This is a genomic window from Nostoc sp., assembly GCF_036917375.1.
GTDB lineage: Bacteria > Cyanobacteriota > Cyanobacteriia > Cyanobacteriales > Nostocaceae > Nostoc.
In genome coordinates this window covers 18,712-33,347 of record NZ_JBALDN010000028.1, presented here as the reverse complement: position 1 = coordinate 33,347, position 14,636 = coordinate 18,712, and the positions used below count along the sequence as shown (strand labels likewise).

The window sequence follows — 14,636 nt, the reverse complement described above, 5'->3', positions numbered from 1 at the left end:
TTAGTCGTATTTTTCTTTAAAGCGATTAGCAATCCAGAAACTAACAATATTCAAAACAAGGGTAAGTAGAAATAAAACAGCACCTACAGCATATAATGTTTTGAAATTGAGACTACCACGCGGACTATCTCCACCAGAAATCTGTGCCATGTAGGCTGTCATTGTTTCTACTGATTCTGCAAAGTTGACAGTTAGTCTTGGTTGCTGTCCGGCGGCGATGAGAACAGTCATTGTTTCACCCACAGCGCGAGAAATACCCAAAATAATCGAGGCTATGATTCCAGAAAGCGCGGCTGGTAAAACAACTTTAAAAATAGTTTCCAGTTTAGTGATACCTAAAGCATAAGATCCTTCTCGCAAAGAACGTGGAACTGCTCGAATAGCATCTAAACTGATAGAACCAACGGTAGGAGTAATCATTACCCCCATCATTAACCCCGCACTCAAAGCATTGAATATTTCTAAAGGGATAACATTTCGCAGCAATGGTGTTAGGAATAACAGGGCAAAGTAACCATATACTACTGTAGGTACTCCCGCCAAAAGTTCCACTGCCGGACGTAAAACAGCTGCTACTTTGGGTTGAGCATATTCACTTAAATAAATGGCAGAAGATAAACCTAGAGGGATAGCAACTGCCATTGCAATAGCTGTAGTCAAGAAAGTGCCATTAATTAAAGGCCAAATGCCAAAGTGTTTCTCTGCAAATAGAGGTGTCCATTTAGTATCAAGAAAGAATTTGGCAAAGGAAACTTCTTGGAAAAAACTGAATGTCTCCTGAAAAATAATTACGACAATACCAAAAGTAGTCAAAACAGAAACTAAAGCACAAGCAAATAAAATTACCGCAACAATCTTTTCTGAAATATCTTCAGATGCATTTTTCTCCAGTGATTCTCTGGATTGTCGATAAGGAGCATCTTGAAAATTAGTATTTTGCATAAACAATTAACTTCTCACTAAAATTAAACTACTATGCCTGAGACTTTATTTAAATAAAGTTTGTGATCGGTTCACCTGGTTTTGCTTTTTTAAACTTTGTCCCAGTTTCACCAGTAGCAAATTTTTGCTTGACTTTGAGGTAAGCTTCATCAGGTAATGCTACATAACCTACACTATCTACCCACTTCCAAGAATTTTCTAGATAAAAATCTACAAATTCTTTGACTGCTGGCTTAGTATCTAAAGACTTTTTGCTGACATAGATGAAGAGAGGACGAGACAAAGGTGTATAGATATTTTTAATTACATTATCCACCGGAACTGGTTTTTCACACTTTCCAGTCAGACTTTCTACAGCAACTAGATTCAGTTTTTCTTGATTTTGAATGTAGTAAGATATCCCAACATAACCCAAGGCTGTTACATCACCTGATACTCCTTGTACGAGAAGGTTTTGATTTTGAGTGGCAGTGTAGTCTGTACGGCCATTCTTGGCTTTGCCAGTCACAGCTTGAGTCATATAATCGAATGTTCCCGTATCAGAAGATGGAGCATATAGCTTTAGCTTTTCGTTAGGAAACTTGGGATTAACTTGATTCCATGCCAATATTTTGCCGTCTGATTTGCCGCCCCAAATCTTGCCCAGTTCCTTAATAGTTAGACATTTGGCAAAGTTATTTTTACGGTTTGCAATCACGGCGATGCCATCTAAAGCTACAGGCAACTCGACAAATTGAATATTCTTACTTTTACATTTTTTGATTTCTTCATCTCTAATAGTGCGAGAAGCACCAGCTATATCAATATCGCCATTACAAAATTTACTGAAACCACCACCAGTGCCACTTGAGGCAACGCTAACTTGAGCATCAGGCTTAACCTTTCCGTATTCTTCTGCAACTGCTAAAGAAATAGGAAAGCCTACAGCTGCACCATCAATACTCACTTGACTTTTCAATTCTTGCCCGCCGTTACAACCACTGATACTGCTGGCAATAAGCATTAAAGATGTCAGAAAAAAGCTATCCTTAAATCGGCTACGAAAGCTCATAAAATTATCAATTTTAAAATGACTGTAAATTGCTTATGCTTGGCTATCTGCAAGTAAAGAATGCTGCATTAAAAAATACATATCATGCTTTGCTTGCAGCTTGAACTTTATCAAAAATTGCCCCATTTCCAAAAAACTTTTTCTGAATAATATCCCAGCCACCTAAATCCTGAGATGTGAATAAAGTTTTAATTGGCGGATGTTGTGATGCTACTTCTTGGCTAACGGTGGGATTAACAGGACGATATTGTAATTTTGCAAATTCCCGTTGAGCTTCTGTAGAGTAAAGAAAATCAACAAATGCTTGTGCAACTTCTCTTGTACCGTGCTTATCGGCGTTTTTATCAACTACTGCTACAGGATTATCAATGGAAATATTGACTTGGGGTACAACATAAGGCAACTTTGTCCCATTTTTACCCGCCAAAATTACTTCATTTTCGTAGTTAATTAAGACATCTCCCTGACCTTTTTGGAAAAATAAATCGCTTGCTTCACGGGCATCTTTTGTCAGAACAGGGGTGTTTTTATAAACTTTAGTGACATAATTTAATGCTGTGGCTTCGTCGCCTCCCGTTAGACTCACCGAACCCCAAAAAGCTAAGAATTCCCAGATAGCAATACCAGAAGTTTTTGGGTTAGCTGCAATCACTTTCACGCCATCTTTTGCCAAGTCTGCCCAAGTATTGATACCTTTTGGATTGCCTTCGCGAGTAACGATCGCAGCAACCGATTTGCTAACAATACCATTTCTGGGAGCTTCGGTTTCCCAACCCGATTTAATCAAACCTGCAAGAGCAATTTTGCTGACATCCAGCGGAAGTGCCAAATGTACTATATCTGCTTCTTGCGAACCGTTAATGACAGCAGCCGCTTGAGCGCCAGAACCTCCATAACTTTGCTCAAATGTGACGTTTTGGTTATGTTCTTGCTTCCACTTTTCGATAAATTTGGGGATTATCTGGTCATGAGCGGCTTTAGTGACAGAGAATGAAACAAGTTTTAACTTAACATCATTTTTGCTAGCTGAACTGCTTCCAGAACAGGAGGCAACTGCTATACTCAAAAAAATACTTGTTAAAAACAGACTCACAAAGCTTTGTACACTGCGTCTATTCAACCAACTTTTAATTGTATGTTGATACCGGAGTTGTATACTCTGCAAAGCTTTCATGACATCAGCCTGTATCGCTTCACTTAGAAATTTACTTAATTGTGTCGGTTGTTGCGACTTGCTCATTAGAATCACCCCTAAATCTACGGTATTTCTACATGCATACCGTGATTAGGAGAATTATAGGGTATATAGAATAATATTTATCATCTGAATTAATTTTTTTTTACTCAATGAGCAATTAACGATCGAAAGTAGCAAATAAATCTGATTTACCAAGGCATTTCAAAAAACGGGTTTTTCTGCTGGAAAGCGAAACAATCCGGTTGCATACATAATATTTGCTAAAAAATATGTGATTAGTAATACAAAACAGTAGTAAAAACTCGACTTTCTTTAGCCAGTAAAGCTGCTTTTAAAATAAAGTAGCCGCACCATAGTATCTTAAGTATTATATTTAGCGATCGCCTTCATTAAGACGATCAAGTATCTGTATATAATGTCTAACTATCAAAGGCATCGATATTTCCAATAAGTCCGTAAATTATTCACGAGTTATTTGGCAATCACGTATTATTTATGCTAGCAAACCAGACCAATTGTTTCACTTGAATGTATAGGAACTACTGTCCTACGCCCATCACTATGTATCATAATATAATGACTGCCACGAACTCTAGCCACTTCAAAACCTACTTTCTTAAGGGCTGCAATAACTTCACGTCCTGTGATGCTTGGGAATTGACTCATATCTCAACTGCGACTCGCCCAATACCAACAAAGTCCAGTGAATGCTGTTGTTCTTCCTCAAATTCTAAACAAAGTTCAATCGCTTCTCTAATACGCTCCATTAACTCATCTAAAGTTTGGGCTTGCGTATGACAACCAGGAAGATTAGGAACGGAAGCAACAAAGTAGCCATCAGCATCTCGTTCGATAATTAGATTAAATTCTCGCTTAATCACTCTTCTTTTCTGAATTTATAGTATATTAATTATTCTCTCATTATTGAAATAGCGATCGCCCCTGTTGTGAGAATATATAATCAGGCAATAAGATTTAACCACCCACCAACTGAGTCAGGCGTTTCAATATACGTAGCACGTCGTACAATTCATTTCCAGGGTTACGCATCAAAAAACCCTTTGATAAAGCATAACGTGGTGGATTTCCTTTCACTAATTTGATGAAAATGAACTCGCTTCCCGTGGCAATCATACCAAAACTAGGTTTATCGTTATCCCGATTTCCTAACAGATAAGCAAGAATCTGTGCGAGTCCTTGTTCGACTGAAAACGAAGCTCTTTTAGACTCAATAATCATCACCCAAAATTGCTCTTTTAAAACTAAGGTATCTATTTTACCTTTGATAATTACATCTTCATCTGGCACAGCAATATATATAGATTCTTCTGATTTTACATAAAAGGTCGCTAGATAAAAATTCCCAATAAAAAGCAATGGGACTACAACTGCCATTCTGACTACATCTTCTAGTAAAAGTGGGTAATTAAGAAGATTAAAATAACCCGTTTTTACCTTATCTAAAAGTTGTTTATCTAAATCATTTATTTCTGGTAAATCTTCTTGCCATTCATGAAAGAATGAGCCATCCAAAACTAACTCAATACCAAAGTTATCGATTAAATAGCGTAAGTCGATGACCTTTGCTTGGATTGTTTGCGTCATAGATTTTGGAGAGTGGAAAATAGGGCTTACACAAAATACCTCTAAAACTCTGATTTCTCCATGCCCTCTGCGCCTCTGCGGTAGCCTACGGCAAGCCTTTCGCGTAGCGTCTCGTAGAGAAGCGTCTACGTTATTCCATAATAATTAATTGTTAATTACAAATTATTTTAACCTACTCATTAGTTGCTGCTTCCAGCCAAACTTCCACATCATCTGCTAGCAACTTTTGTGCTGCATCCATCATTGATGTTGCGATGTCTTTGAGGTCTTCGCGATTGTTCAAGTAAGTTTTCAACGCTTCCATTGGGTCGATGCTACTACTCGCACTCAATTCAGGAATGCGGGGCCTGGCTAATTGACTCACTAATTCTGCTTGAATGGTGTAGGTGTGAGCGGGACTTAAAGCAGTATGTAGAGAGGAACTGTCAATTAAATCCATCTGTTCAGAGCGGAGTTTGTAAATTAGCCGCACTACAGCATCTTGAATATCATACTTGGCGATCGCTTTCATTAACACCGCTTGCGGATCGTCTGCTTTTGAGACATCCACTTCAATGGTACGAAAAGTCCGAACTGTTAAAGGGCAAAATTCCCATTCAGCCTTCCCCCGCTCCAGTTCTATCATCACATAGCCTTTGTCTTCTTTTTCTTCACTAAAATCTACCCGCTCAATACTTCCTGGATAAATCACTGGCGGGTTGTTAGATTTATTCAGATTTTGGTGGCGGTGGACGTGTCCCAACGCTACATAATCAAAACAAGGTCGCGTTAGCAAAGATAAGGGCAGAGTAAAACCTTTACCCACCGCCAAAAATCTTTCTGCACCCAAGCTAGCATTGTCAGCCATCAAGTGAGCCAAAAGGATAGTAGGTACATCTGGGTCAAGACGGCGAACTTCCCCTTCTAGAACAACTCGCAGACGTTCCGTTAATAGTTGGTTGACTTCCGCCAAAGATAAACCTTCAGTCTCTTGGCGAGTCATCAAGGTGGAACGGGTTAGCCAAGGTAGGGTGATTACTTGCACTTTGCCATTACGGGTTTCGATGCAGTGCGTAGTTAATGTATCACCAACTACAAACCCTGGCACTCCCAAAGTGCGGTAAATATTTAAACTCGCCCCTCCCTGCCCTTGGGAATGTTGGTCGTGGTTGCCTACCAACAGCACTGTCGGAATATTAGCATCCATCAGACGGCGAAATTGGCTAGCAAAAGCTTGCTGTACATAAGGCGGTGGTGTAGCATCCGGGAAAGCATCACCACCAAATATCACCATATCAACAGCATCTGTCAGCGCTCTGTCAATACATATAGATAGAGTATTGACAAAATCCTCCAATCGTGTATTTAATCCCGTTGCCGGATTAATTCGTCCGTGGGAGAAGCCGCTTCCCATGTGGATATCGGAGAGATGGAGGATTTTAATCATATTTGTCCTTTGTTCTTAGTCATTTGCCCTTTGTCTAATACTAATTACAAATGACAAATGACCAATGACTAAATATGAATTCCACATTCTGTTTTATCACTTCCCCGCCAGCGTCCGGCGCGTTCGTCTTCACCTTCGCCTACTTTGGTAGTAATGGGTTGGTCGCCGATGCTGGGATAACCTTGGTCGTGGAGGGGGTTGTAGATGACTCCATGTTCAGCTACATAAACCCAACTATCTTGACGTGTCCAGGTAGCGATAGGATTTACTTTCAGCCGACCTTTACCATCAAATTCAAATATGGGCATATTTGCACGGGTTACTGCTTGGTCACGGCGGCGTCCGGTAATCCAAGCGAGGCTGTTGAGTTCGTCTAAACCCCGTAGTAGTGGTTCAATTTTTGTAATGTGGTGGAATTTGGCAATATCCGTGTCCCAGAGTTTGTCGCCGTATTTGGCTTCAAAGGCTTCGCGGGTGTCTAGGTCTGGAGTTTTGAAAGTTTGCAAATCTAGGTTGTAGATTTGTTTGGCTTTGGCTACCAATTCTAGGCTTTCAGGGAAGTGGTGCAAGGTGTCGAGAAAGATTACAGGAACGGGATGCTTCAGTTCGCTGTAAAGAATATGGGTAATTATCATGTCATCTACGTTAAAGGCGCTTGTTTGCACCAGTCCCGTTGGGATATTCTCTATAGACCATGCCAGTATTTCTTTGGGACTGGCAGTTTCAAATTGCTCATTTAATTTTTCTAAGTCAAAAGCGATCGCTTGGTTTCTAGATGCCGTGGAGACTGTCATGATAATCTTCTATTCAAATATTTCTACCTTGATTAAGATCGATCTTACTCCATCAAGACGCGTATTCCGCTCGGAGATAAGGTAATTATTTTGTGTGGAAATTACTACATTTTAGAAATGGGGAATGGGGACGAAGCAGGGGAGCAGGGAGATGAGGGGACAAGGGGACAAGAAGATAAACAAAACTCCTAACTCTTAACTCCTAACTCCTAACTCAGCACTCAGCACTCCTAATGCCCAATGCCCAGTAAAAATTGTCACATCAGCAAAAATAAATTATTTACTAAGAAATGTTACAGTAATTTAAGTTTTACAGCACTTTTATAGATATTTATACGGATTTTGATATGGTTAAGGAACTATTAATAAAAGGGATTTTACTTAAATGAACAATGCAAAATTTAGCAACCCATTAGGCCAATCTATAATTATGGGTGCTTTAATGATGTTAACCAGCATTGGCGTTATTACAATAATGAACTTTTTCTAAGATTAAGATTTCTCATTTTAGCAATAAGACTTCATATAGTCCCGCTCAAAACTGAGTGGGACTTTTATTTTTTTCACCCAAATCAATCCGTGCGTATTGACCTTCTGCTGTGACTTTCGCTAAAGAATAATTCTGAAGCCGTGTTTTTACGCAGTTTTGCCATCAGAAAATTTAGAATAGGGATGCGATCGCTATTTCCTTTAACCTAGTGAGCGACTGGCGCTTTCACTCCTGCACCACCTTTACCCAGGAATAATAATAAGGGTAATGAGCAAAGAAATCCTATGCCTACGACTCGAAAGCAATCTGCGTAAGACAAAACAGCAGCTTGAATATCTACTGTTTGACTTAATAAAGCTAGTGCTTGTTGTTGCGCTGTTGCCGCATCCATGCCTTGGCTTTGAAGTGCCCCATTGAGCAAGTCGAGACGTTGATTGGTTTCTGGGTCATAAGGGCTAAGTTTTGCTAACAGAATAGCTCGATGAAAAGTCTGTCTTTGGTCAAGCAGGGTAGTAAGTAGGGCAATGCCAATACTACCACCTAGTTGTCGAGTCAGGTTGTAGAAACCAGAACCAGCAGAAATATCTTTTTTGGGTAGCGGGCCTAAAACTGCCAAACTCAAAGGGAGAAACATAAATACAGTAAAAGCTCCGCGCCATACTAATGGCCAAAATAAATCGTCTGTGCCGCTTTGTGGGGTAATTGCTGCTAATTGAAACATGACTCCAGATGAGCCGACAGCGCCGATCGCAATTAAAAATCGGGCATCAACTATACTAGTCAGTTTGCCTAATAAAATCATACCGATCGCAGACGCTAAAGCCCCAGGTGCTAATAATAGTCCTGTTTGTGTTGCCGTAAATTGCAGCACGCTCTGAGCAAATATCGGTACAGCAAACAGTGCGCCATAAAGCCCCATACCCACCACTGCTGAAAGAACGCTTCCCGCAGCTAAAGAACGGTGACGCAAAACTCTCAAATCCACAGCCGGGTGATCTGTTTTCAGTTCTCGCCAAATAAACAACCCCAGGCCGATAATACCGAGGATAGTCAAAGAGACGATGAAACTAGAGGAAAACCAGTCGTCTGTTTCCCCTTCTTCTAATACAGTTTGTATGCTACCCACAGCCACGATTAAAAAGCCAATTCCCCACCAATCAACAGCTTGGTTCTTTGTATCGCTCTTATCCTTATTTTTTGGCAAAAACGCCAAAGACATCGCGACTGCGACGATCCCGAAGGGAATGTTGACAAAGAAAATCCAGCGCCAGCCTAAACCATCTACTAAGAATCCTCCTAAGGTTGGGCCAATTGCTGGGCCAGCAATTACACCCACGCCAAAAACTGCTTGGGCCAAACCTTGTTCAGCTGGGGGAAAAGTCTCGAACAAAATCGCTTGGGCTTTCGCTAGCAATCCGCCACCGCATAAACCTTGGAGAATTCGAGCCGCAATCAACATCGGTAGATTGAAGGACAGCCCACATAAAACAGAGGAAATCGTAAAACCAACTAGCGAGAAGATAAAGTAGGTTTTACGTCCAAAGTAGTCTCCCAACCATGCAGATAAGGGAATTAAGACGACGTTAGCGATCGCATATCCGCTAACTACCCAACCCACCTCACTGACAGTTGCACCCAAGGTAGCTTGGATATCAGTGAGAGCGACGTTAACAATACTAGTATCAATTACTTCTAGTATCGCACCCAGAGAAGCCGTAAATGCGATCGCCCATTTCAATGGGCCGTGGACATAACCAAATTGGTCAATACTAGAACCTTTAATGTTGGTAGCCATTATTTAGCACAAATAATATTTGGGAGATGTCAAGCAATGCCAAAGCTAAAATTAAGTATTGTATATATACGCTACGGTAGCGTATCATATAAAAACGGTCAAGAGAGTTTTTCCTGAAAAGCAGCAGAAATACCTATGCTAAAGATGGATAGTCATTGCTGCTGTTTTAGTGCATGAGAATTGGGTTATGAGGCTTATTTCCTTTCCCAGAAGCGATGTTCTATGCCCAAAAGTAGAAGCAAATGGCCAAGAAGATATTGCTTGGGGATGATATTTTTATGAGTAAGCACAACAGCACCTCTGGACGCCCACGCAGCATCCACGCCGACCAAGCGATTCTGCAAGCAACTTTGGATCTGCTTGCAGAGGTAGGATATGAAAGTATGAGTATAGAAGCGATCGCTTCTCGTGCTGGAGTTGGTAAAACAACTATCTATCGGCGTTACACTTCCAAAGAAGAACTAGTTGCAGACGCGATAGAAAGTTTGAGAGATGATTTAGCGATCCCCAATACCGGCAGCTTTTGGGGAGACATGGACATCTTGATTAAGAATGCCGCCAAAAAAATAGATAGTCCCCTTGGTCGTCAGACACTTGCACTTATAGTTAGTACAGCGTCTAGCAATCCTCAATTTGCCGAGGTCTATTGGACAAAATATACAAAACTTCGACGTGAAGCCTTTTCTAAAATACTTGAGCGTGCCAAGTCCAGAGGCGAAATTCACAAGGACGCAGACGTAGACTTAATTATCGACCTTGTAAGCGGTTCATTATATTATGCACTAATCTTCAAACCCACAACCGAGCCAGTAGAAGCATACATGCGCCGCACTATGAATCTTCTGATGAAGGGAGTAGGGAGTAGGGAGTAGGGGAGGTGAGGGACAGGGAAAAAGGTTAAAGGGTAAAGGGATAAATTTAACCTTTCCCCATTCCCCATTCCCCATTCCCCAATTCCAACTTGTTAGCAAAATAACTTTCCATCATAGGTCATAAATGAGATGATGGAGAAATTAGAGAAAAAGGTGAACAATTGTTATTTTTCTCCCTCCGCTTCTGGTTGCAGAATGGCATCACAATATTGAATGAGGGTTGTCAAGCGATCGCTAATCGTTTGAAGTCTCGTTTGTACAGTAGATGCTTGCCGCGCTCCTTGGAAAAACATCACATCTATTTCCAACAGGCGCAATTGCTTGCTCATCTCCGTTTGATAAGACTGCACTCGCCAGTTTTCATCAGCCAAAGGCACAATCTGTTGCCCAAAAAATTGCTGCAACGTGGCTACACGCTGCCGCAGTTCTGACGCAACGATTTGGGTAGTTGTGGCATCGGAGCGTAATTGCTCTATCAAAGTTACGAATGCCAGATATTTCTCAGGGTTTAAAGACATCCAGTGCTAGTTAAGATAGTATTAATGTCAAGTTATTTTTCTTCTACAATAAACTTTCTTAAAGACTTATCAGCACTAAAAGCCTCAAATCTCGATTTGGGGCTTTGTTTGCCATCAATGGATTTTCTTTCTTTAACGATCCTTGAAACTCAAACTGGATGACTACCAAACGCTCCTGCGTCGCTCTACGCTTTGGCGCAGCCTCTCTAAGAGTTGCTATACCAAAGACTTTACACTGCGCTATTGCAATTGGAGAATCATTCTTACACTGCTTTTTCCACCCTTTTTTGGGCAACAGCATCTTTTCAGGGCGATGCTGCTAGTTTTATTTATCATTCACTTATCTACCGATCCATTCAAACCCAAATTGTATGAGCAGTATAGCGATAAATTCATCAGTTGACCTTGCCATTCCCGAATGGTTAAAAAAATGTTTGAAGGAGTCATCGACAACTAGCGGCGCAGGGGAAGATGACCGAAGGCATAATGATGCCGTCTTAATTGGTCGAGCATTTGAATTTGCTTACCAACTGCATGAAGGTCAATACCGCAAATCGGGAGAACCATACATCGCCCACCCCATTGCTGTGGCTGAATTGTTGCGTGACTTGGGAGGCAGTGCTGCTATGATAGCAGCTGGATTTCTCCATGATGTCGTTGAAGATACAGAAGTTACAAGTCAAGAAATAGAAGAACGCTTTGGCGCTGAAGTGCGGCAATTGGTTGAAGGTGTCACCAAGCTTTCTAAAATCAATTTCACCAGCAAAACCGAAAGCCAAGCCGAAAACTTCCGGCGGATGTTTTTGGCAATGGCGCAAGATATTCGGGTAATTGTGGTGAAATTGGCAGATCGTTTGCATAATATGCGAACTTTACAATATATGTCAGAGGCCAGCCGCCGCCGCAGTGCCCAGGAAACGCGAGATATATTCGCACCCTTAGCCAATCGCTTGGGAATTTGGCGAATTAAATGGGAACTGGAAGATTTGGCTTTCAAGTATTTGGAACCGGAAGCTTACCGCCAAATGCAAGAGCATGTTTCTGAAAAACGGACGGCGCGAGAAGAGAAATTGGCTAGAGCTACGAATATGTTGCAAGAGCGTTTGCAGCAAGCCGGAATCCACTTTCAGGAGATTAGCGGTCGCCCCAAGCACCTTTATAGCATTTACCAAAAAATGCACCGCCAGCAAAAGGAATTTCATGAAATTTACGATTTGGCGGCGCTGCGAATAATTGTTCAAACCAATGAAGAATGCTATCGGGCGTTGGCGGTGGTTCATGATGCTTTTCGCCCAATTCCTGGGAGATTTAAAGACTACATTGGACTGCCAAAGCCTAACCGTTACCAGTCGTTGCATACTGGGGTGATTGGATTAACTGGCCGTCCTTTAGAGGTGCAAATTCGGACAATCGAAATGCATCATATCGCCGAGTATGGGATTGCCGCCCATTGGAAGTATAAAGAAACAGGTGGTTCTAGCATTAGCCATTTGACAGGCACAGATGACAAGTTTACTTGGCTGCGGCAACTGCTGGAATGGCAAACCGATCTTAAGGATGCCCAAGAATATCTTGATAGCGTCAAAGATAATCTATTTGAAGATGATGTCTATGTCTTCACCCCTAAGGGGGATGTTGTTCCTTTAAGTCCTGGTGCTACCACTGTAGATTTTGCTTATCGCATTCATACAGAAGTGGGAAACCACTGTTCGGGGGCGCGGGTGAATGGGCGAATGGTGCCACTGTCAACGCGGCTGCACAATGGCGATATTGTAGAAGTTCTCACCCAAAAGAACTGCCATCCGAGTTTAGATTGGTTGAACTTTGTCAGAACTTCGGCGGCGAAATATCGCATAAAACAATGGTACAAGCGATCGCGCCGGGAAGAAAATGTCGCCCGTGGACGGGAGTTGTTAGAAAAAGAACTTGGTAAAACTGGTTTTGATAGTTTGCTGAAGTCGGATGCGATGCAGATTGTCGCCGAAAAGTGTAACTACCACAGCGTGGAAGATTTACTCGCCGGTTTGGGTTACGGAGAAATTACGTTGAACCTAGTGCTAAATCGCTGGCGAGAAGTAGCGAAGGGACAACAACCAGTTGCCACTGTGTCGCCATTTATTCCCAGAGAACCAGCGACATCAAAAGCTTTGCGAGATGCACCTCCAACTACCTCACGTTCCACTGATTCGCCAATATTTGGGGTGGAAGGTTTGGTATATTATTTAGCTGGGTGTTGTACCCCGATTCCTGGCGAACCAATTATTGGTGTGGTAACGCGAGGTAGGGGGATTTCAATTCATCGCCAAGGCTGCCATAATCTGGAGACTGTGGAGTATGAACGCTTAGTACCAGTTAGATGGAACCCAGCCGCCGAAAATAGTGGTCGTCCGCACACGTACCCAGTAGATGTTCAAATTGAAGCTCTGGATCGCGTAGGAGTGCTAAAGGATATTTTGTCACGGTTAAGCGATCAAGGGATCAATGTCCGTCATGCCCAGGTAAAAACCTCTACTGGCCAACCAGCATTGATCGACTTAGGAATAGATATACGCGATCGCTCTCAACTAGAGCAAGTCTTCGTCCAAATTAAGAAAATGAGCGACATTTTGAATATTCGCCGCGTCGGTCAAATTGACGAGTAGATGCGCCAGTTAGGTGCGTTACACTGCGTTAACGCACCAGTTTAAGTTGCGATTTCACTTTCAAATTTCGCTGAAATAGTCAGCCGTGGTTATAGGTGAGCGCTTCTAATGGCAAAATTACAGTAAATGTAGATCCTTTTCCTAGCTGTGAATCTACTTTAATTTCACCATCCATTAACTGAACCAATCGCGAGACTATTGCTAAACCTAATCCTGTACCATCAGAACTTCGGACTTGGGGAGCAGTTACTTCCCGAAAATAGGGATTGAAAATTTGTGCTTGAGCATCAGCAGAAATACCAATACCACTATCAGTAACAGAGATAGCCCACTGCTGTTGAGATACCGTCCAGCACTCCAAATGAATTGAACCAGATTCTGTGTAGCGAATAGCGTTACTCAGCAGATTTGTCAGAATTTGCTGAAGCCGAAGAGGATCTGTGGTAACTTGACTTGGAGCGCGTTCGCATTCAACAACCAAGGATAATTCTTTAGTACGCGCTAATGGCTCAACCATCTCTAAAACAAAGTTGATTAAACTACGCACATCGGTTAAAGTAGGCTGCAATTTCATCTGTCCGGCATCATAGCGCGAAATTTCCAGAGTATCGTTAATTAACCGCACAAGAAGTCTACCACTCTTGAGAACTCGCTCAATACTTTCAAGATTTGCATAGCTATCTTTGAGTTCTGATTGTTGACGCTGCTGGCGCAGAAATAAGTCTGCGTAACCGATGATTGAAGTCAGGGGCGTTTTCAGTTCATGAGCCAAATGAGAGAGACTATCTTTATTAGCGCGAACCAAACGAGTTAGTTCTTGGTTAGTCAACCGCAACTGACTTTGGAGTTGTTTAAGCTCTTGTAATCGTCCTTGAGTATAACTATTAAAGCAACGAGCGATCGCTTCATCAATTACTGTATCAATCAGACGAACAGCCCTCAGCACATCTTGTGCCGATCCCTGTAATAAATCTTCTTCTAAAAAGGAAAAAATCACAAACCGCAGTAACCGATACTCTCGTGCAATTTCTGCTGGTTCAAATCCTTGTTGGGCGCGAAGTGTGCCGTGTTCTAAACTTGCATCTACAACTGTTTGCAAATCGCTCGTTTCCGATTCAGAAAGTACTGTTGCTAATGCTTTTAAAACGCGGGGTAAGCTATCCCGTACAGCTTTGAAAGTAAGTTCATTAGTAGCTTCAATTTGTTGATCCTGGTAAACTGCTTCTACCCATTGATCGAGAATGGCATCACTTTTTGCAATTAGAGTCTGACTAAAATCCATCTTTTGCTCAACCAAACACAG

Annotated in this window: 13 protein-coding genes; 2 read left to right on the top strand and 11 right to left on the bottom strand. The window is 41.8% G+C overall.

Annotation, left to right across the window (positions count from 1 at the left end):
- The 9 genes from pstC to V7K45_RS07135 form a co-directional block, all read right to left on the bottom strand.
- A complete protein-coding gene (gene pstC / locus V7K45_RS07175) occupies positions 1-942 on the bottom strand; it encodes a phosphate ABC transporter permease subunit PstC (protein WP_335001803.1) in 942 nt (313 codons plus the stop codon).
- A gap of 49 nt (positions 943-991) precedes the next feature.
- Entirely contained in the window at positions 992-1,993 is a 1,002-nt protein-coding gene (locus tag V7K45_RS07170) for a PstS family phosphate ABC transporter substrate-binding protein (RefSeq protein WP_335001801.1), read from the bottom strand.
- Between the two features lie 82 nt (positions 1,994-2,075).
- Entirely contained in the window at positions 2,076-3,233 is a 1,158-nt protein-coding gene (locus tag V7K45_RS07165; protein WP_335001799.1) for a sulfate ABC transporter substrate-binding protein, read from the bottom strand.
- Positions 3,234-3,689: 456 nt separating this feature from the next.
- Complete coding sequence (locus V7K45_RS07160; RefSeq protein ID WP_335001797.1) at positions 3,690-3,857, bottom strand: type II toxin-antitoxin system HicA family toxin; 168 nt, start codon at positions 3,855-3,857, stop codon at positions 3,690-3,692.
- Positions 3,854-4,072, bottom strand: coding sequence for a type II toxin-antitoxin system HicB family antitoxin (locus tag V7K45_RS07155; RefSeq protein ID WP_335001795.1), 219 nt, complete (start codon positions 4,070-4,072; stop codon positions 3,854-3,856). Before V7K45_RS07155 ends, V7K45_RS07160 begins: the two co-directional genes overlap by 4 nt.
- Positions 4,073-4,166: 94 nt before the next feature.
- Complete coding sequence (locus V7K45_RS07150) at positions 4,167-4,796, bottom strand: restriction endonuclease subunit R (RefSeq protein WP_335001793.1); 630 nt, start codon at positions 4,794-4,796, stop codon at positions 4,167-4,169.
- Between the two features lie 172 nt (positions 4,797-4,968).
- Positions 4,969-6,222: an exonuclease SbcCD subunit D gene (locus V7K45_RS07145; protein WP_335001791.1), complete on the bottom strand. Its 1,254-nt coding sequence runs from the start codon at positions 6,220-6,222 to the stop codon at positions 4,969-4,971.
- A 68-nt stretch (positions 6,223-6,290) separates the two neighbouring features.
- Positions 6,291-7,016 carry a phosphoadenosine phosphosulfate reductase gene (gene cysH / locus V7K45_RS07140; RefSeq protein ID WP_335001789.1) on the bottom strand — a complete coding sequence of 242 codons (726 nt, stop codon included), beginning with the start codon at positions 7,014-7,016 and terminating at the stop codon, positions 6,291-6,293.
- Between the two features lie 695 nt (positions 7,017-7,711).
- Positions 7,712-9,301: a DHA2 family efflux MFS transporter permease subunit gene (locus tag V7K45_RS07135; protein WP_335001787.1), complete on the bottom strand. Its 1,590-nt coding sequence runs from the start codon at positions 9,299-9,301 to the stop codon at positions 7,712-7,714.
- Positions 9,302-9,579: 278 nt separating this feature from the next.
- Between V7K45_RS07135 and V7K45_RS07130 the strand changes: the two genes are divergently transcribed.
- Positions 9,580-10,173 (top strand): TetR/AcrR family transcriptional regulator, encoded by a 594-nt coding sequence (locus V7K45_RS07130; RefSeq protein WP_335001785.1) that lies wholly within the window; start codon positions 9,580-9,582, stop codon positions 10,171-10,173.
- Between the two features lie 164 nt (positions 10,174-10,337).
- Here V7K45_RS07130 and patD read toward each other — a convergent pair whose 3' ends face one another.
- On the bottom strand, positions 10,338-10,691 hold the full coding sequence (patD, locus tag V7K45_RS07125) for a heterocyst frequency control protein PatD (protein WP_335001783.1): 354 nt from the start codon (positions 10,689-10,691) through the stop codon (positions 10,338-10,340).
- 371 nt (positions 10,692-11,062) lie between these two features.
- On the opposite strand from patD, the gene V7K45_RS07120 reads away from it, so the two are divergent.
- Positions 11,063-13,333, top strand: a complete 2,271-nt coding sequence (locus tag V7K45_RS07120; protein WP_335001781.1) for a RelA/SpoT family protein — start codon at positions 11,063-11,065, stop codon at positions 13,331-13,333.
- A gap of 79 nt (positions 13,334-13,412) precedes the next feature.
- Here V7K45_RS07120 and V7K45_RS07115 read toward each other — a convergent pair whose 3' ends face one another.
- A complete protein-coding gene (locus V7K45_RS07115) occupies positions 13,413-14,615 on the bottom strand; it encodes a HAMP domain-containing sensor histidine kinase (RefSeq protein WP_335001779.1) in 1,203 nt (400 codons plus the stop codon).
- Positions 14,616-14,636 lie beyond the last annotated feature (21 nt).